This window comes from Stenotrophomonas sp. P5_A8, from assembly GCF_056400545.1.
On record NZ_JBFULB010000002.1, the window covers coordinates 12,821 to 31,704 of the forward strand.

General features: G+C 66.3%; 12 protein-coding genes and 1 pseudogene. 4 read left to right on the forward strand and 9 right to left on the reverse strand.

What is annotated here, in order from left to right; all coding sequences use genetic code 11:
- Positions 1 to 3: 3 nt before the first annotated feature.
- Positions 4 to 324: a hypothetical protein gene (locus AC1DQP_RS00225; protein ID WP_457319487.1), complete on the reverse strand. Its 321-nt coding sequence runs from the start codon at positions 322 to 324 to the stop codon at positions 4 to 6.
- Positions 325 to 491: 167 nt separating this feature from the next.
- On the opposite strand from AC1DQP_RS00225, the gene AC1DQP_RS00230 reads away from it, so the two are divergent.
- Positions 492 to 1,385, forward strand: coding sequence for an ABC transporter ATP-binding protein (locus AC1DQP_RS00230; protein ID WP_457319488.1), 894 nt, complete (start codon positions 492 to 494; stop codon positions 1,383 to 1,385).
- Positions 1,386 to 1,398: 13 nt separating this feature from the next.
- Positions 1,399 to 4,977 carry an ABC transporter permease/M1 family aminopeptidase gene (locus tag AC1DQP_RS00235; protein WP_457319489.1) on the forward strand — a complete coding sequence of 1,193 codons (3,579 nt, stop codon included), beginning with the start codon at positions 1,399 to 1,401 and terminating at the stop codon, positions 4,975 to 4,977.
- A gap of 69 nt (positions 4,978 to 5,046) precedes the next feature.
- On the opposite strand, the gene AC1DQP_RS00240 is transcribed toward AC1DQP_RS00235, so the two are convergent.
- The 7 genes from AC1DQP_RS00240 to AC1DQP_RS00270 all read right to left on the reverse strand — a co-directional run bounded on the left by AC1DQP_RS00240 (position 5,047) and on the right by AC1DQP_RS00270 (position 15,202).
- Positions 5,047 to 7,119 carry an ATP-binding protein gene (locus tag AC1DQP_RS00240; RefSeq protein ID WP_478050917.1) on the reverse strand — a complete coding sequence of 691 codons (2,073 nt, stop codon included), beginning with the start codon at positions 7,117 to 7,119 and terminating at the stop codon, positions 5,047 to 5,049.
- Complete coding sequence (locus tag AC1DQP_RS00245; RefSeq protein ID WP_256776401.1) at positions 7,109 to 8,608, reverse strand: DUF7125 family protein; 1,500 nt, start codon at positions 8,606 to 8,608, stop codon at positions 7,109 to 7,111. The genes AC1DQP_RS00240 and AC1DQP_RS00245 overlap by 11 nt, the downstream gene beginning before the upstream one ends.
- A 121-nt stretch (positions 8,609 to 8,729) precedes the next feature.
- Positions 8,730 to 9,110 carry an SseB family protein gene (locus tag AC1DQP_RS00250; RefSeq protein ID WP_457318656.1) on the reverse strand — a complete coding sequence of 127 codons (381 nt, stop codon included), beginning with the start codon at positions 9,108 to 9,110 and terminating at the stop codon, positions 8,730 to 8,732.
- 81 nt (positions 9,111 to 9,191) lie between these two features.
- A complete protein-coding gene (locus tag AC1DQP_RS00255) occupies positions 9,192 to 9,683 on the reverse strand; it encodes a GNAT family N-acetyltransferase (RefSeq protein ID WP_256776403.1) in 492 nt (163 codons plus the stop codon).
- Between the two features lie 94 nt (positions 9,684 to 9,777).
- Positions 9,778 to 11,499 (reverse strand): alpha-amylase family glycosyl hydrolase, encoded by a 1,722-nt coding sequence (locus AC1DQP_RS00260; protein WP_457318657.1) that lies wholly within the window; start codon positions 11,497 to 11,499, stop codon positions 9,778 to 9,780.
- The gene (locus AC1DQP_RS00265) at positions 11,499 to 12,986 is read right to left on the reverse strand and encodes an MFS transporter (RefSeq protein WP_457318658.1); all 1,488 of its coding nucleotides are present in this window, start codon (positions 12,984 to 12,986) and stop codon (positions 11,499 to 11,501) included. The genes AC1DQP_RS00260 and AC1DQP_RS00265 overlap by 1 nt, the downstream gene beginning before the upstream one ends.
- A complete protein-coding gene (locus AC1DQP_RS00270; protein ID WP_478050918.1) occupies positions 12,983 to 15,202 on the reverse strand; it encodes an alpha-L-rhamnosidase-related protein in 2,220 nt (739 codons plus the stop codon). The genes AC1DQP_RS00265 and AC1DQP_RS00270 overlap by 4 nt, the downstream gene beginning before the upstream one ends.
- A 233-nt stretch (positions 15,203 to 15,435) precedes the next feature.
- Between AC1DQP_RS00270 and AC1DQP_RS00275 the strand changes: the two are divergent.
- Both AC1DQP_RS00275 and AC1DQP_RS00280 read left to right on the forward strand, forming a co-directional pair.
- Positions 15,436 to 15,618 (forward strand): annotated as a pseudogene (locus tag AC1DQP_RS00275) (glycoside hydrolase family 97 C-terminal domain-containing protein); the annotation flags it as partial.
- Between the two features lie 298 nt (positions 15,619 to 15,916).
- Complete coding sequence (locus AC1DQP_RS00280; RefSeq protein WP_457318660.1) at positions 15,917 to 18,664, forward strand: TonB-dependent receptor; 2,748 nt, start codon at positions 15,917 to 15,919, stop codon at positions 18,662 to 18,664.
- Between the two features lie 69 nt (positions 18,665 to 18,733).
- On the opposite strand, the gene AC1DQP_RS00285 is transcribed toward AC1DQP_RS00280, so the two are convergent.
- On the reverse strand, positions 18,734 to 18,871 hold the full coding sequence (locus tag AC1DQP_RS00285; RefSeq protein ID WP_457318661.1) for a hypothetical protein: 138 nt from the start codon (positions 18,869 to 18,871) through the stop codon (positions 18,734 to 18,736).
- Positions 18,872 to 18,884 lie beyond the last annotated feature (13 nt).

Genomic DNA, 18,884 nt, shown 5'->3' on the forward strand with positions numbered 1-18,884 from the left:
GGTTCAAGCAGGTGGTTTGCTCCAGCCAAACCAGCGGCTGAAGTTCAGAAAGCTACATACCCCCATCGAAGCAGCCGGCCAGATCGCGGCAAGCATGCCCCATACCCAGCGTCGTCTGCCTTGAGCTTGTGCGGCGTTCGCAAGGTGCCAGGCCACACCCAGGTTCACCAGCCATGTCAACGCAAGGGCAAGCCCTTCGCCGTCGTAGCCCATATGAGAAAACGCCATGCCTACGGCGGCGCCTCCCAATACACCCAGAAGCCACATGACAGCCGCGATATCGAGGTGGCGCTTGCCCAGCGACGAGGATGAGAGGGCGGTCATGGGATGGGCGTTGGCTGGGAAGTCCGTGCCGATCGTAGCCCGGGATTGTCGCTCTGTGCCATACAGCATCCCCCCACTCGCCCACCCATCCATGACTTACGGCGGATGCAGCGTCCTCCCTTTGCGCCCATAACTCGCTCTTCAACACAGGGAAAGGTGTCCGCCCCATGCTGCAGATCCGCTCGCTGTCCAAGACCTACGCCAACGGCGTGCACGCGCTCAACGGGGTGACGCTCGATATCCCGCGCGGCATGTTCGGCCTGCTCGGCCCCAATGGCGCGGGCAAGTCCTCGCTGATGCGGACCCTGTCCACGTTGCAGGAGGCCGACAGTGGCAGCGTGACCCTGGAGATTCCCGGCGAGCCGGCCATCGACGTGCTGCGCGACAAGGATGCGGTGCGGCGCCGGCTGGGCTACCTGCCGCAGGACTTCGGGGTGTATCCCAAGGTGAGCGCGCTGGATCTGCTGGAGCACTTCGCCGTGCTCAAGGGCCTCACCCACAAGGGGCAGCGCCGCGAGGTGGTGGACGGGCTGCTGCAGCAGGTGAACCTGTGGGACGCACGCAAGCGCAAGCTGGGCACCTACTCGGGCGGCATGCGCCAGCGCTTCGGCATCGCCCAGGCGCTGCTGGGTGATCCCCGCCTGGTGATCGTGGATGAACCCACCGCCGGCCTGGACCCGGAAGAGCGCAACCGCTTCCTCAACCTGCTGGCCGCCATCGGCGAGAACGTCGCGGTGATCCTGTCCACCCATATCGTGGAAGATGTCACCGACCTGTGCCCGAGCATGGCCATCATGAACAAGGGGCAGGTGCTGCTGACCGGCAAGCCCAGCGATGCGATCGAGGCGCTGCACCAGCAGGTCTGGCGCAAGCAGGTGGATACCGCCGAACTGGCCGGCTATGAAGCCAACCATGTGGTGCTGTCGACGCGGCTGGTCGGCGGGCGTCCGGTGATCCACGTGCACAGCGCCACCAACCCCGGCGATGGCTTCCAGGCGGTCGCCCCTGACCTTGAAGATGTCTATTTCCAGCGGCTGCGCCTGCAGTCGCGCGCTGCCTGACCGGAGCGCGCCCATGATCACTGCCTTCTTCCGCTTCGAGCTGCGCGAGCAGCTGCGCTCTCCCCTGTTCTGGCTGTTGTCGCTGCTGTTCGCCGCGCTGGCCTTCGCCGCGGCCTCCACCGATGCGGTGCAGATCGGCGGTGGCACCGGCAATGTGCACAGCAACGCGCCGATTGTGATTGCCCGCTTCATGGGCGTGTTCACCATATTCGGCATGCTGGTATCCACCCTGTTCGTCAGCAATGCACTGCTGCGCGATTTCGAGCTGGGTACCGCCGAGCTGATCTTCGCCAGCCCGGTCAAACGCCGCGACTACCTGGCCGGGCGCATCCTGGCCGCGCTGTGCGCCGGCCTGCTGTTCTATCTGATCATCGCCGCGGGCCTGTTCCTGGCCCCGTTCATGCCCTGGGTGGACCCGGCGCGGATGGGGCCGGTCTCGCTGCGGGGCTACGCGTGGACGTTCGCCTTCATCGTCCTGCCCAACCTGGTGTTCACCACCGCACTGCTGGCGATGCTGGCCGCGCTGACCCGCTCGATCCTGTGGGTATACATCGGCCTGGTCGGCTACTTCGTGCTGTACGGGGTGAGCGCCTCGTTGCTGCGCGACATCGACAACACCTGGATCGCCACGCTGGCCGAGCCGATGGGCATGCGTGCCGTCGGGCGCACCGTGCGCTACTGGGCGGCCGAACAGAGCAACACCCAGCTGCCGCAGGTGGCCGGTTACCTGTTGGCCAATCGCGCGCTGTGGCTGGGCGTTGCCGCCGCCTTGTTCACGGCGACCTTCGCGCTGTTCCGCACCGAGCGCAGTGGCAGCGGGCGGCGTCGCTGGGGGCGCAAGCCTGCCGCGCCGACGCCTGCGACCGTGCGCCCCACGCAATGGGGGGTACCGCGCATCCGCCCCACCTTCGGTGCGGTCACCGGATGGCAGCAGTACCTGCGTCAGGTCCGCTTCGATACCACCGGCGTGCTGCGCAGCGTGCCGTTCCTGGTGCTGCTGCTACTGGGCCTGGCCAACTTCATTCCCGGCGCGCTGACGCAGGAATCGCTGTACGGCACGCCGATCTATCCGGTCACCGCCGAAATGCTGGCCTTGCTGCAGGGCGCGTACAGCTGGCTGCTGGTGATCATCGTGCTGTTCTACGCCGGCGAGCTGGTGTGGAAGGAACGCACCGCGCGGCTCAATGAAGTCAACGATGCGATGCCGGTGCCCAACTGGGTGCCGCTGCTGGCCAAGTTCACCGTGCTGGTGGTGGTGATCGCCTGCTTCCAGGCGGTGGGCGCGGCGGTGTCGATGCTGCTGCAGCTGGGCCAGGGCTACACGCGGCTGGAGCCGCTGGTGTACCTGCAGACGCTGGCGCTGGGCTCGGTGTTTTACGTGCTGATGGGCGGCATGGCGCTGGTGCTGCAGGTGCTGACCAACAACAAGTTTGCCGGCTACGCGCTGCTGATCGTGGTGATGATCGGCCAGGTCGCGCTCGGCCTGCTGGACTACACCCAGAACCTGTACAACTTCGGCAACTGGCCCAATGCGCCGTATTCGGACATGAACGGCTTCGGCCACTTCCTGGTCGGGCAGCTGGCGTTCCAGAGTTACTGGGCGCTGCTGCTGGCCGCGTTGCTGTGCCTGGCGTCGGCGTTCTGGGTACGCGGGGTCGGAACGGGCCTGCGCCAGCGCATCACCCTGGCCCGCCGTCGCCTGCGCGGCCCGGCCGGTGTGGGCGCGGCGCTGGCCATGGTGGGCTTCGTGGCGGTCGGCGGCTGGCTGTACTGGAACACCAACATCCGCAACGAATTCCTGTCGCCGGACCAGCAGCGCGACCTGCAGGCGCGTTACGAGCGTGAGCTGTCCAAGTACCGCGACCTGCCGCAGCCGCGCATCGTCGCGGTGGACAACCGGGTCGACCTGCATCCGGAAACCCGGTCGGTCACCCTCGATGCCGACTGGACCGTGCGCAACACCCACGCCACCCCCATCACCGACATCCATATCGCGATGGGCGACGACCGGCAGCTCGTTGCCGTGGACCTGGGCGGGCAGACGCTGGGTTTCCATGATGTCGATCTGGGCTACCGCATCTACCACTTGAACAACCCATTGCAGCCGGGCGAAGAGCGCCGCGTGCACTTCCGCGTGGACCAGCACCCCGATGGCATCACCGCCGGGCAGGCCCCCACCGACGTGGTCGAAAACGGCAGCTTCTTCAACAGCCGCATGCTGCCCTCGTTCGGCTACGAAGACGCCGCGCAGCTGGAAGACCGCAACGAGCGCCGCAAGCGCGGGTTGGGCGAACCGACCCGCATGCCCAAGCTGGAAGATGAAACGGCGCGTGCCAACACCTACATCTCCGACGACGCGGACTGGCTCGATTTCCGCACCACGATCTGCACCGCGCCGGACCAGATCGCGCTGGCACCGGGCTACCTGCAGGAGGAGAAGACGATCAATGGCCGGCGCTGCTTCCGCTATGCCATGGACCGGCCGATGCTCAACTTCTACGCGTACCTGTCCGCGCGTTGGCAGGTCAAGCGCGGCATGTACAAGGACATCCCGATCGAGGTGTATTTCGATCCGCGCCACGGCTACAACGTGGACCGCATGATCGAGGCAGTGCAGAAGTCGCTGGCCTACTACGAGGCCAATTTCACCCCGTACCAGCACCGCCAGGTGCGCATCATCGAATTCCCGGGGTACCAGAGCTTCGCGCAGTCCTTCGCCAATACCATCCCCTACTCCGAATCGATCGGCTTCATTGCCGATCTGCGTGATCCGGAGAAGATCGACTACGTGTTCTACGTGACCGCCCATGAGATCGCGCACCAATGGTGGGCGCACCAGGTGATCGGTGCCAACGTGCAGGGCGCGACGATGCTGTCCGAGTCGCTGGCGCAGTACTCGGCATTGATGGTGATGGAGAAGGCCTACGGTCGCCAGCACATGCGGCAGTTCCTCAAGACCGAACTGGACCGCTACCTGTCCGGCCGCGGTGGCGAACGCATCGAAGAGCTGCCGCTGGAGCGTGTGGAGAACCAGCAGTACATCCACTACGAGAAGGGCTCGCTGGTGTTCTACCGCCTGCGCGAAGAGATCGGCGAGGACGCCTTGAACCGCGCGCTCAAGCGTTTCCTGCAGGACAAGGGTTACCAGCAGCCGCCGTACACCACCTCGCGCGAATTGCTGGACTACATCCGTGCCGAGACCCCGGCGGACCGCCAGGCATTGGTGACCGATCTGTTCGAGAAGATCACCCTGTACGACAACCGCCTGCTGGAGGCGAAGGCGCGCAAGCGCGATGACGGCAAGTACGAGGTCACCCTCACGCTGCACGCCGAGAAGCGCTATGCCGACGGCGGCGGCAAGGAAACGCCCGGAAGGATGGACGACTGGGTCGACGTGGGCGTGTTCGCCAACGCGCCGTCGGGCAAGGAGCGCGACCAGAAGGTGCTGTACCTGAAGCGCCACCACATCACCACCGAGTCCCCGACGGTCACCGTGGTGGTGGATGGCAAGCCGGATGAGGCCGGTTTCGATCCGTACAACAAGTTGATCGACCGGGTCAGCGATGACAATCGGCGCAAGGTGAGTCTGTAGGGCCGAGCCGTGCTCGGCCGCACACCCAAGGCAACGGGCCTGCGTCACGCAGGCCCTGCACCGACAGGCTCAGCCTGCGGCGGACACCTGCGCCTCGGCCATCGACTGCAGCACCGCCTCGCTGAACTCGTCAAGCAGGAACGGCTTGGCGATCATCGCCATGCCGGTTTCCAGGAACGCCGAACGTTCCTGCGCCTTCTCCGCGTAGCCGGTCATGAACAACACCGGCAGACCCGGTCGGGATTGCCGCGCGATCTCCGCCAGCTGGCGCCCGTTGAGGCCGGGCAGGCCAACGTCGGTGACCAGCAGGTCGATGCGTCGCGACGAGGCCAGGATGGGGATGGCGCCGTCGGCATCGCCGACCACTTCCACCCGATAACCCAGGTCTTCCAGCACCACGGTGACCAGCATCCGCACCTGGGCGTCGTCTTCAACCACCAGGATGGACTGACCCGACCCCAGCGACACCGTCGGGGTGCTGGCGGCGGGCACCGGCTCGATCGCTGGCTCCACCAGTGGGATATACAGTGAAATGGTAGTGCCCTGCCCGGGCAGGGAATCGATGGCGATGTGGCCGCCGGACTGCTGCATGAAGCCGTACACCATCGACATGCCCAGCCCGGTGCCCTTGCCGATCGGCTTGGTGGTGAAGAACGGCTCGAACGCACGTTCGACCACTTCCGGGGGCATGCCGCTACCGGTATCGGCTACGGCCACCACGGCGTAGTCGCCCGCCGGGATGGTGGCCGACTCGCCCTCGCCCATCGTCACCGAGGAGGTGCGCAGTTCCAGTTCACCACCGCCCGGCATCGCATCGCGTGCATTGATGGCCAGGTTCAACAGGGCGCTTTCAAACTGGTTGGTATCCAGCGCAGCATGCAGCGGGGCGGCGGCGAGGCGGGTATGGACGCGGACGGTTTCGCCCAGGGTGCTGCGCAGCAAGTGCTCGATCGAGCCGACCAGTGCATTGAGTTCCACCGGCCGGGAATCCAGCGACTGGCGGCGCGAGAACGCAAGCAGCCGCTGGGTAAGGCTGGCGGCGCGTTGACTGGAAGCGGTGGCAGTATCCAGGAAGCGCTCCAGGTCATCCACCCGGCCCATTTCCAGCCGCATCCGCACGATGTCCAGCGCGGACAGGATGCCGGTAAGCATGTTGTTGAAATCGTGCGCGATGCCGCCGGTGAGTTGCCCGATGGCTTCCATTTTCTGCGCCTGGCGCAGCGCGGCCTCGCTGGCCTCGCGCGCGGCCATCTGCGCTTCCAGTTCGCGGGTGCGCTCGGCCACCATCACTTCCAGGTCCTGGGCGTGCTGCTGGCTGGTCTCCAGCGCCATCTTGGAGGCGGTGATGTCGGTGACGAAGACGTGGAAACCGTCGGCCACGCCGTCGGCGACAAACCGCGGGGAGTAACGCACTTCGCTGTCGCGCCGCGACCCATCGCGTCGCGGCCAGCTGACCTCGAACACCACTTCCTCGCCCTGCAGCGCGCGCGCCATCGCCGCATTGCGGCTGTCGGACACATCGATGCCCACCACCTCGCTGACATGCCTGCCGATCACCTCGCCGACCGGCAGATCGAACCAGGTTTCATAGGCGCGGTTGGCGAACCGGTAGTGCAGGGAGCGGTCGACGAAGGCGATGAGCACCGGCATCGCATCGGCGATCAGCCGCAGCTCCGATTCACTGCGCACCAGCGCGACCCGGCTGTCGGCCAGCGCCTGCATCTGGTCGCGCACCAGGTACTGCTTCTCGCGCGCGCGCAACGCGCCCTGCACCGAACTCAGCAGCGAAATACTGCCCAGCGGACGGTCCAGCTCGACCACGTTCATCGACTGCGGCAGCAGCCCGTCCACCGGCGAACGCCGATGGGCACGTGGCGAACGCAGCAGGATGAAGGGCAGGTCCGACCAGGCTTCCTGTGCCGACAGCGGCGCGAGCAGCATGTCCGCGCCGGTCGCCACTGCTTCTTCAGTGATCAGCACCACGCCGGCACGCTGGTCGAGCGCCTCGGCCAGCGCGGTCAGGTTGGTGTGGATGCAGGTGACCAGGCCCGCACTGTGCAGCACTGCGGCAATGCTCTGGGCGTCGCGCCCGAACGGCGCGACAATGTGGACGATACTGGTTGCGCCTTCGTCATCCGGCATACGGGTGGCCCAGCAGTTCCGCGCTGTCGCCAACAAATTCCGGAGTGCCGGTGAGGATGCCCCTGAACTCCTTCAACGGACCGCTCAACGCCAGGCCGCGGCCATCGATCTTGAGCTCGCGGATGGTGTCTTCGTGCGCGCCACCGCGGTTCTTGATGACCGAAATCGCCTTGCGAATGCGCCCCTGCGCCTCGAAGAAGCGGAACAGGATCACTGCATCGGCGATGTAGGACACATTGATGCTTCCCGTGGACATGGTGCCGACCAGGCCGTGCTGAGGATTCACCATGAAGGTGACTACGCCCTTCTGGTTGAGATAGGACAACATCTCATGCAACTGCAGCATCAGCTGCTTTTCCTGCGGCATGGCCGCCACGTAGCCATTAAGGCTGTCGATCAGCAGGACGCTGCAGCCGCGCTCCTCGACCGCCTTCTGGATGTTCCAGGAGAACTCGCCGGGCGAGATGTCGGCCGGGTCGATCTGCATGATTTCCAGGCGCCCGGACGCCAGATGCGCGTGCAGGTCGATATCCAGCGCCTTGGCCCGGTTCAGCAGGGTACCGACGCGCTCGTCGAACTCGAAGATGCAGCACTTCTCGCCGCGCTCGCACGCGGCCCAGATGTACTGCAGCGCCACGTTGGTTTTACCGCTGCCGGCCGGGCCGGTGAGTAGAGTGCAGGTGCCGCGCAGGGGACCGCCGCCGAGCAGGTTGTCGATCTCGTCCACGCCGCTGCCGATCGGGGTGCCTTGGAAATAATCATGATGCTGGTTGGCGATCAGGCGCGGGAACACCTCCAGCCCGCCCTCGCGGATGACCATGTCGTGGTAGCCGGCGACGAAGTCCACACCGCGCAGCTTCTGTACCTGCAGGCGGCGACGCGCCGGACCGAAGTCCAGGGTCAGCCGCTCCAGCGAGATCACGCCATGGCACAGGCTGTGCAACTGGCCGTCGCGGTCCTCACCGGTGGAGGTGAGGTCATCGACCAGGAACACGGTGGCGCTCTTGGGCGCGAAGAACTGCTTCAACGCCAGGATCTGGCGGCGGTAACGCAGCGAATCCTGGGCCAGCAGCCGCAACTCGGACAGCGAATCGAACACCACGCGATTGGGCCGGATGCGGTCCACTTCGCCCAGGATCAGGTTGACGGTTTCATCCAGCTCCACTTCCCACGAATGCAGGACCGACTGCAGGCGTCCGTTGCCCAGCGCGTCCTCGGCCGAGCCGAGTTCGAACAGGTGCAGGCCCTCCAGCGACCAGCCATGCGCGGTGGCAACCTCGCGCAGTTCCTCGGCCGTCTCGGACAGGGTGATATACAGGCAGCGCTCACCGCGCTGCAGCCCTTCGAGCAGGAACTGCAGCGACAGCGTGGTCTTGCCCGAACCGGGCGGTCCCTCCAGCAGGTACAGCCGCCCCTGCGGGAAGCCGCCACGGAGGATCTGATCCAGGCCCTGGATGCCGGTGGTGATGCGTGCGGATTGTGTCTGCATAGGTTCGCCAGTTTCGACGGGGCGAGTCTAGCAACCGCTTCTGTGTAGAAATTGTGTGATCAGCTTCGCTAACTGAAATCGCATTAAGCAAGGTGTGGGCGATGTAAAAACGCGCGGCGGCCTACGCAAAATCCTTGAGGATCTCGCCGATGCCGGCGGCCGAAAGCTCCAACCCCAGGCGCGTGCCGGGATTGACCACCACCCCGTAGCCACCGGGCACCCGCTTGAGCACCTCGAGCATCTGCATGCGGATCGTGTGCGGGGCCTGCTGGGCATGGAAGCCGACGCGCGACATGTGGGTGAATACGGCCACGTGCAGCACGCCCTGCTTGTCGAACAGGAGCGGGTCGAAGCCGCTGCCGTCGGGGGTGACCAGGCTGCCGGTAAGCAGCACCACCTCGGAGGCGACGAACGCCTTCATGAACGGCCCGATCGGCAGTTGGCCGTCCATCGCGGTCTGCAGCAGGGCTTCGATCGGGGTCTGCGGGGGGAGTTCGGTCATGGCGGACGGGCAGCAGGGGGTGACGCATTGTACCGTTGCGGCGGTGGGCGGCCGGCCGCCAGGGGGCCTGCGCGGTAGCCCTCAGCCCGGGTCCCCGATCAGGAACCGATGGAAGGTCGGGTCATCACTGGCCAGTTCGATGGCACGCATGCCCATGCGAGGCAGCGCGCGCGTCCAGTAGGCGTACGCGGCGCCGTCGCCACGGAACACCGCGAGCAGCCATTGGCCCCCATCGGGGCGCACCAGGGCGGTGACGACATGCGCGGCCAGCCCCTGGCGACGGTGCCTGGGCAGCACGAAGAGGTCGGCCAGTTCAGGGCATCGGCGCCCGTCCTGCTCCACCTGGTCCACCAGTACGAACCCGGCAAGCGCATCGTCGACGAACAACAGCCGGGCCCAGGCCGGATCAGCGCGGACCGACGCCCGGACGTCGTTGAGGTCGCAGTCAAACAGGCCGTCTGCGCGTACGTCCTCGCCACTCCAGGCAGACGCTTCAAAGTAGTAGAACTGCATCAGGTGGAACAGACGCTCGGCATCGTCCGGCGTTGCGGGGCGCAGGGAAAATTGGGACATGTAGACAGTGCTCGGCGAGGACCGCAGCATGCGGTCGCGGTGCCGAGTGTAGTGCCCGGCCCACCGCAACGCGGCGGACCGGACGGGTGACAGGCTATTTCGCCAGGCGCCGGGTCCGCGCCTGCTGATCGTCCACCGCTGCCTTCAACTGGGCCTGCAGCGCAGGCTGCTCCACCGGCGCATCCAGCACGAACACGCGCACGCCGTGCGCAGGCACCTCGGTCGTCAGCGTCCGCTTGACCGTCTGGCGCTGCCCGCCCAGGGCATCGCGCCACTGGCCAGCCTGCAGGTAGCGGCTCACCTCGATGCTGCGCGCGGCATCCCCCTTGTTGAGCAGCACCAGCGCCGTCTGGTGGGTGTGGCCCTGCTGCAGCACGCGGAAGAACACCGCTTCATCGCCCTGCAGGCGCTCGTTGACCTGGAGGCCACGCTGCAGCGCCGGTGTGGCTTGGCGCAGCTGCGCGATGCGCTGCAGCGGACCGAAGATCGGGCTCTGCGGGGCGGCGGCGATGCGCTGCTGGCCGAAGTAGGCGCGGTTGCCGGCGTGTTCGGCGCGGCTGCGCATGAACCCCACTTCCGACCCGTAATAGAGCACCGGGATGCCGCGCGCGGTGAACAGCCAGTTGTGCGCGTCGATGAAGCCGTTGTCGGTGGCGTCCAGGCGGGCCATGTCGTGGTTGTCGTAGAAGCTCATCAGCTCGTACGGATTGGCATACGGCCCACCGACCAGGTGCAGCGGCTCGGCCAGGGCTTCAAAGCCCTTCTGTTCCTTGCCGAACACCGAGGACAACGCACCGCGCAGCGGGAAATCCAGCACGCTGACGTTGGCGTTGGCCGGCCAGGTATGCTCGGCAATCGTATTGGCGTCGTAGTCGAAAGCCTCGCCGAACATGAACATGCCCGGATGCGCCGCGCGGATGCGGCTGACGAACGCATGCCACCACGGGTGCGGCAACCAGCCGATGGTATCGATGCGCAGCGCGTCCACGCCCTGCGCGGTCCACTGCAGGTACGCGCCAACCAGGTAGTCCATCACCGCCGGATTGTGCTCGTTGAAATCCGACAGCTCGGCCAGGTTGCCGCTGAAGATCGAGCCGTTCTTGCTATCGACCGGGCCGATGTTGTTGTAGAACGCGTGCAGCGGGTTGTGTGCCGGGTCCAGCTGTTGCGGCGGCAGGTTCTGGTGGTCGGCGATGAGCGTGCCGTCCTTGTCGAAGATCTGCCCGAACTGCGGYTGGCGCGTGGGCATGGTCCAGGCCGGCGAGCCGTGATTGCCGACGATGTCCAGCACCACTTTCAGCCTGGCCGCATGCAGGCCACGGGTAAGCCCGGCAAAATCGAGGTTGGCGCTGGGCAGGTGCTCATCGAGTTTGTAGAAGTTGATGCCCCAGTAGCCGTGGTAGCCGGTCTTGCCGCGATCGGTCAGGGTGCTGCTGCAGCTGATCGGCTTGCTGCCGGTGAAGGCCTCATCGGGGTTGTCCACGATCGGGGTGATCCAGACCGCGCCGAAGCCCAGGTCGCGGATGTAGTCGGCGTTGTCGAGCACGCCCTTGAAGTCACCGCCGAGGTAGCCGATGTTGCCGTCGACCTTGTCCGGGCATGGCACCGGGATGTCGAAGGTGCGGTGCGTGCCGCCCTGGTCGCGGTGGTCATTGGACGGGTCGCCGTTGACGAAGCGGTCGGTGACCACGAAGTACACCGCATCGCTGGCGAACGGTTCGGTGGTGCCCACGTACTCGGGGCGCGGCGCGGCGATGGCCTGGACCGACAACAGCGCAACGGACAGGCCCAGCGACACCCGGGAAAAACCATGCATCAGGCAAGCTCCTGTGTGGAAGGCACGCGCAGCACGCACACGCCGGCCACCAGCAGGCTGGCGCCGCCCAGGGCAAGCACGTGCATCGGATCACCGCCCAGCCAGGTGCGCAGCATGAAGCCCAGCGCGCTGGCGGCGATCAACTGCGGGATGACGATGAAGAAATTGAACAGGCCCATGTAAATGCCCATCTTGGCCGCCGGCACGCTGTCGGACAGCAGCGCATACGGCAGCGACAGGATCGAGGCCCAGGCGAAACCGACGCCGACCATCGACAGCAGCAGCCATTTGGGATCATCGATCACCGCCAACGAGATCAGCCCCAGCCCGCCCAGCCACAGATTGACCAGGTGGCTCCAGCGCAACCCGAGCAGGCGCACCATCGGCGGGATGAGCAGCGCAGCCAGCGCGGCGAAACCATTGTAGGCACCGAACAGTACGCCCACCCAGTTGGCGCCTTCGTTGTACGCCGCCGATGCCGGATCTGTGGAGCCGAAGTGGGTGCCCGCTACCGCGGCGGTGGTGTAGATCCACATCGCGAACAGCGCGAACCATGAGTAGAACTGCACCCACGCCAGCCGCCGCATGGTCTGCGGCATCGCGCGCAGGTCATCGACGATCTGCGCCAGCATGTGCGTGCCCGGCAGCAGGCGCGAGGCGCCCAGCAGCAGGCCGTAGGCCGCGCACAGGCCGGCCAGCACGTACAGCATCTTGTCGCCCCGCTGCCAGGCGATGGTCGCAGCCATCAGCACGCCGGTCAGCAGCCACAGCGCGCTCTGCGCCCACGGCGGCGGACCGGCCCTGCGCGACGACTGCTGCGCGGCCGGCGGTTCGGCATCGGCGAAGCCGGCCAGCTCGGTCGGCGTGTATTCGCGGGTGCGGAACACCGTCCAGCAGATCGCAGCCAGCAGCACACCCGCACCGACGTAGAACGCATAGCGCACCGTGTCCGGCACCTGCCCTGCCCCGGCGGTATTGGCCACGCCGAAGTGGGCCAGGAGGAAGGGCAGGAAGCTGGCCACGATCGCACCGATGCCGATGAAGAAACTCTGCATCGCGTAGCCGGTGGGCCGCTGGCGCGGGGCAAGCTGGTCGCCGACAAACGCGCGAAACGGCTCCATCGACACATTGATCGAGGCATCCAGCACCCACAGCGTGCCGGCGGCAATCCACAGCGTGGGCGAGTTGGGCATCACCAGCAGGGCCAGCGTGGTGAGCAACGCGCCGACCATGAAGTACGGGCGACGTCGCCCCCAGCGCGTCCAGGTGCGGTCGGACCAGTAGCCGATCACCGGCTGCACCAGCAGCCCGGTCAGCGGTGCGGCAATCCACAGCCCGGGCACCGCATCCATCGGTGCGCCGAGGGTCTCGAAGATGCGGCTGGCGTTGGCGTTCTGCAACGCGAACCCGAACTGGATGCCGAGGAAGCCGAAGCACATGTTCCAGATCTGCCAGAACGACAGCGTTGGCTTGGCGGGGCGGCTCATCGGGCAGGCTCTGCGGCAGGGGCGATCGGGGCGATCAGCAGCGCGCTGACCTTGGCCTGGTTGAGCACGCCATCGCGGCCGCCCTTGCCGCCGTTGTAGGTGGCAAAGTGCGCCAGCGCGCTCATGTTGAAGCCCTCCTCCAGCGTGAAGCGGCAGCTGCCCTTGGGCAGGTCGAATTCCGCCGCCGTGGACTCCTGCGGCCCCACGCTGTGCGGCATCACCACGGTGGCACGCTGCGCCGGCTGGCCCGGGCACTGGGCGACCAGCTGCTTCACCGCCGCGGTGACGCCGGTGTTGATCGGGCCATTGGGATTGTCATAGCGCAGGCGGATGCGCACGCGGGTGGGCTGGGTGGCGGACCAGCGCCACGTGGCCGTGCCGGTGAGGCGCTGCTGCGGGCCGACGCAGGTCATCGGGCTGTGCAGGGATTCCAGCGTGCCTTCGCGACGGGTGAGGCTGAGGCAGTGCTGGTGGCCGTCGTCGCGGAGGGAGAGCGGCGGGGCGGTGGTGACCTCGCGGCCATCCAGCCACAACACGTGGCTGGCGGGAACTGGAATCGACCAGGTCTTGCCGCGTTTGACCGGTTTGGGCGCGGTGGGTGTGGTGGGGGCGTAGGCGGCTGCGGAAACAGGAGCGGGAGCAGGAGCAGGAGCAGGAGCAGCCGAGCGTGGCTCGGCTCTACCGGGGACGGCCATTAGTTGCACGGTGACGGTGTTGTTCTTGCGTACGATGTTTTTTGCCACCAGCAACGCGCCATCCAGCTTGCGCGGGCGCTTGAGCACGTAGCGGGTCGTGCCGTCGTCCAGCACGATGCTGCCGCGCTTGCCGAACAGCTGCGGTACCAGCGCGGTCGGTAGTTTCGGGGCGACGCTGCCATCGGCCTCCACGCCGAACACGCCTTCCAGCACCATCGACAGATAGCCGGCCACCGACCACAGCTGGCGCGGCGAGTTGACCACCGGGCCGCTCAACGCGCCTTCGTCGACATGCACGGCCAGGCGGCGCATCTCGTAGTTTTCCATGTTGGAGCCGGCCAAAGCGGTGCCCCGCATCAGTGATTCGATCTCCAGCTGGATGCGGGCGGCGTCATCCAGACGGCGTGCGGCGCGCAGCGCGTACGCACTGACGAACGGCCACACCGCGCGGTTGTGGTAGATCGGCTGCTGCGCTTCCTGCGGCCACACCACCGGGCTGCCGCCTTCCACCGCCGGGTAACTGGCCAGCGCGCGGCGGGCGCGGTCGGCGGGGAACACATCGGCCAGCACGCCCAGCGAAATCGCCAGCAGGTCGTACTTGGCGTAGGGCACCGGGTGCGCGGCGTCGCCGATGTAGCTCATGTACTGGCCGGCGTCCTCGCGCCAGAAGCGCGCGTTGATCTGCGTGGCCAGTGCGTCGGCCCAACCGGCGTAGTCGCTGGCACGGGCATCGCCGCGCTCGCGCGCCAGCCGCTCGGCCAGGCGCAGGGCCTGGTAATGCAGCACGTTGGTGGACAACGCGAACGACTCGCCGATGAAGCGCACGTCCTGGCGGGTCCAGTCCGGGTAGGTCTGTTCGCGCCAGTCCAGGAACGAAGTCTCGCCGCGATACAAGCCGATGCGTGCGTCGAACACCGCCGCGCGATCCTGCGCCAGGGTGGCCTGCAGCGCCTGCCAGACCTGGTCGGCGAAGGGTCGGTCAGCGAGCAGCCCGCGTGCGGCCAGGAACCACACCACGCGGTCGCTGCTGATCGGCCAACTGCCGCCCGAGCCGGTGTCCTGGGCCACGAACAGCCCCGGCGTATGCCCATCGCGCGCGGCCGAGAGCTTGAACTGCAGCGACTGCCGGGTCCGTACCGGATCCAGCCGCGACAGTGCCAGGTCGGCGGCAAAACTCACATCCCGCGTCCACACGTACGGCCAGCGTTCGCCGGTCTGGAAGCAGTCGCACGGGACCTGATTGCCCTGGTTGAAGGCCGGGTCGCGGATCGCATCGACGCGGTCGGCATCCATTTCCTGCTGGGCCAGCGCGAACAGCGCATCGAACAGCACGCTGTCGGTGCGGCTGCGCATCGGCTGCGCAGCGATCGCGACATCGCCCTGCGGCGCATGCAGCTGGAAGCCACCCCCGGCGGCGGAGCTGGCACGCACGGTGCGGCCATCAAAGGTAAGGTCCGCCGCGGTTGCGGTCGAACCCAGCGCCAGCCCAAGGGCAGCGGTCAGGCAGATCATCTTCAGCATCGAAGCGGCGGACCGGCTTGCACCCGTCGGCCTCCCTCCCTCTTTGCACGCGTTGTAGTTACGCAGACCGCCATGGCACTGACCGACGGTTGCGCTCGCGGCCCCCTCCCAGGGTGCCTGGCCCCATGGTAGACGGCGCGCCCGGATGCGCGCCCCTTTGCATACGTATTCATGGCGATGCGGCGTAAGGGCAGGATCTGCGTGGCTATAGTCCGAGCCATGTTCCGGCTGCCTTGGGAGGGGAAATGCCGAGCGTGCGCTATCGCGCCGAGATCTACCGCGATGGCGACGGTGCCGATTTCCGCAGCAACCCGTGCGCCTTCGTGCGCGACACCCGCGAGGTGACCAGTGCCGATGCGCTGACGCTGGTGCTGGCGCCCGGCGGCGGCCAGGCGATCCGCTTTACCCCGTTGTAACCCGATAACGCCCGCATCACCGGTAGTGCCGGCCGCTGGCCGGCTCCCAGGACACCAGACAGAAAGCACACACGGCCAACGACCAGCACGACCGGTCCACACGCGGTAGCACGAATGCGATAACGCGCCTGTAACCGATTCCAACGCTGTAAACGCCATTGAATACGTATGCAGGGTGATTCACGCCGATGGCGCGCTGCCTACCATAGCCACGCAGTCAACGGCCACCGCGCCATGACGCTCCCGGGTCTTCCGGGCAACTACAAAATCGATTGGCAACATTGCCTGGGAGGGGAAAATGTTGAACTGCAAGCGCAGCGCGCTGAGTATCGCGCTGGCCGTCGCCCTGACGCCGTTGATGGCGTCGGCGCAGACCGCCGAACCCACTACGCCGACAGGGACGGCGGCCACCAATCTGGACACGGTGCAGGTCACCGGCATCCGTCGTGGCATCGAGAACGCGATCGCGATCAAGCAGGACGCCACCTCGGTGGTCGAGGCGATCTCGGCCGAGGACATCGGCAAACTGCCCGATGTGAGCATCGCCGAATCGCTGGGCCGCCTGCCCGGCCTGGCCGCCCAGCGCGTGGCCGGCCGTGCACAGGTCATCAGCGTGCGCGGCCTGTCGCCGGACTTCGCCACCACCCTGCTCAACGGGCGTGAAGTGGTCAGCACCGGCGACAACCGCAGTGTCGAATTCGACCAGTACCCCTCGGAACTGGTCAATGGCGTGACCGTGTACAAGACCCCCGATGCGGCACTGGTCGGCCAGGGTCTGTCGGGCACCATCGACATGCAGACCGTGCGCCCGCTCAGCTTCGCTGAGCGCGTGATCGCCATCAGCGGCCGCTACCAGAAGAGCTCGCTGGGCAAGGCCGCCAACGTCGACCCGTACGGCAACCGTTTCAGCGCCAGCTACATCGACCAGTTCCTGGACAACACCTGGGGCGTGTCGATCGGCTACGCGCACAGCGACATGCCGATCCAGGAAAACCAGGTGGGCCTGTACGAGCCGTGGACCACCGAGCAGACCGACCAGGGCAACCGCCCCGGCCTGGCCCCGGGCACGGTGTTCTCCGACGGCATCAAGGCGCTGCGTCGCACGGGCAACAACACACGCGACGGCGTCATGGCCACCGTGCAGTTCCGCCCGTCCAACGTGTGGACCAGCACCCTGGATGCCTTCCACACCGAAGCCGAGCAGATCGACACCGCCAACCAGTTCGAGGTCAACCTCAGCAACTACAACGGCGGTTACAGCCCCGGCCTGCTGATCACCAACCCGCAGGTCAATGCCGATGGCACCTTCGCCGGCGGCGTGGCCACCGGCGTGTACCCGCTGGTGCGCGGCATGTACAACAAGCGCAAGGACAAGATCGACGCGTTCGGCTGGAACAACGAGTTCAACTTCGAGCGGGTCAAGGTGGTCGCCGACGTGAACTACTCCAAGGCCACGCGCAACGAACTGAATCTGGAAAACAACCTGCAGCTCACCCCGATGCCGCAGCTGGACTCGGTCGGCGTGGCGGTCAAGCCGGACGGGTTCTCGCAGATCAGCCCGGGACTGAACTACGCCAATCCCGATGCGCTGTTCCTGACCAACACCATCTACGGCTCCGGCTACGGCAAGGTGCCGATGGTCGAAGACCGCCTGAAGGGCGCTCGCCTGCAGGCCACCTTCGCCCTGCCCGATTCGCTGCCGTGGTTCGCCGACGTGGACGTGGGCGTCAACTACGCCGACCGCCGCAAGGACAAGACCCAGGCCGAAGGCAACATCCTGCTCGGCGACCAGGGCGATGCCAACATCGCCGGCGACCTGCAGTACGCGCCGGTCAACCTGGGCTTTGCCGGCATGGGCTACATCCCGTCGTGGAACGTGCCGGCGGCGGTCGATCGTTACATGGTGTTCGAGCCGACCGACGACCTGTCCTACCTGGTCCCCAAGGCATGGACGGTGCAGGAGAAGATCACCACCGCGTGGTTGCGCGCAAACATCAACACCGACATCGGCGACGTTGGCGTACGCGGCAATATCGGCGTGCAGATGCAGCACACCGACCAGAGTTCGCAGTCCAATTACTGGGACTCCTCGCAGCCGGCCGGCAGCAACGTGCGTCCGTTCAGCGACGGCAAGGCGTACAACGACTGGCTGCCCAGCATGAACCTGGTTTTCATGTTCCCGCACCAGCAGACGCTGCGCTTTGCCGCAGCCAAGCAGGTGGCACGCCCGCGTGTGGACCAGATGCGTTCGTCGCTCGAGTTCGGCGTGGATGTGGCTACCGGCAAGCCCGGCGCCAGTGGCGGTAACCCGCTGCTGGATCCATGGCGGGCCAATGCGCTGGATCTGTCCTATGAGAAGTACTTCGGCGAGAAGGCGTACGTGGCTGCAGCGGTGTTTTACAAGCAGCTGAAGACCTACATCTACACGCAGTCCCAGGACAACTACGACTTCTCGCAGTTCGTCGCCGACTACGCGCCGCCGGTGGGTTCGCCGCCGGCGCAGACCACCGGTACATTCACCGCACCGGAGAATGGCAAGGGTGGAATGCTGCGTGGACTGGAACTGACCGCGTCGTTCCCATTGGACATGTTCTCGCCGTCGCTGCGCGGCTTCGGCGTGCAAGCCAGTGCCACCTTCAACGACAGTGATGTCAGCATCCGTGATCCGGAAAGCGCCTCATCGGTGGGTGATGGTCCGATCAGCCTGCCCGGTCTGTCCAAGCGCGTGTACAACCTGACTGCCTACTACGAGCGCAGCGGTTTCGAGGCGCGCATCAGCCAGCGTCGGCGTTCGGACTTCATCGGTGAGATCGGCAACTTCAACGGCAACCGCACGCTGCGTTACGTGGTCGGCGAGAACGTGACCGATGCGCAGGTGAGCTACACCTTCGCCGAGAGCAGCAGCCTGCACGGGTTGACGCTGCTGCTGCAGGGAAGCAACCTGACCAACGAGCCGTACCGCACCTACGCCGGCACCAAGGACCGTCCGCTGGAATACGTGGAGTGGGGCCGCACCTACATGCTGGGCGTGAACTACACGTTCTGATCGACCGCTGTTGCAGCACCGAAAACCCGCCGCTCCCACGGCGGGTTCTTTTATGTGTGCGGTGCGCGGTCAAGAGTGAACCAGCAGCGTGCTGCCAATACCCACCACTACGATCACCACCAGCAGCACACGCACACTGCGCCGGGCGAAAAGATGCCCGATCTGATCGGCAAGCAGGCTGGCAAACTGACCCATCAACTCCCACATGCATGCCGCCTCA

Coding starts and splice junctions, on each gene's coding strand:
- AC1DQP_RS00235 (WP_457319489.1), top strand. CDS start 1,399: ATGATCACTGCCTTCTTCCGCTTCGAGCTGCGCGAGCAGCTGCGCTCT.
- AC1DQP_RS00245 (WP_256776401.1), bottom strand. CDS start 8,608: ATGCAGACACAATCCGCACGCATCACCACCGGCATCCAGGGCCTGGAT.
- AC1DQP_RS00225 (WP_457319487.1), bottom strand. CDS start 324: ATGACCGCCCTCTCATCCTCGTCGCTGGGCAAGCGCCACCTCGATATC.
- AC1DQP_RS00240 (WP_478050917.1), bottom strand. CDS start 7,119: ATGCCGGATGACGAAGGCGCAACCAGTATCGTCCACATTGTCGCGCCG.
- AC1DQP_RS00230 (WP_457319488.1), top strand. CDS start 492: ATGCTGCAGATCCGCTCGCTGTCCAAGACCTACGCCAACGGCGTGCAC.
- AC1DQP_RS00255 (WP_256776403.1), bottom strand. CDS start 9,683: ATGTCCCAATTTTCCCTGCGCCCCGCAACGCCGGACGATGCCGAGCGT.
- AC1DQP_RS00280 (WP_457318660.1), top strand. CDS start 15,917: ATGTTGAACTGCAAGCGCAGCGCGCTGAGTATCGCGCTGGCCGTCGCC.
- AC1DQP_RS00285 (WP_457318661.1), bottom strand. CDS start 18,871: ATGTGGGAGTTGATGGGTCAGTTTGCCAGCCTGCTTGCCGATCAGATC.
- AC1DQP_RS00270 (WP_478050918.1), bottom strand. CDS start 15,202: ATGCTGAAGATGATCTGCCTGACCGCTGCCCTTGGGCTGGCGCTGGGT.
- AC1DQP_RS00250 (WP_457318656.1), bottom strand. CDS start 9,110: ATGACCGAACTCCCCCCGCAGACCCCGATCGAAGCCCTGCTGCAGACC.
- AC1DQP_RS00265 (WP_457318658.1), bottom strand. CDS start 12,986: ATGAGCCGCCCCGCCAAGCCAACGCTGTCGTTCTGGCAGATCTGGAAC.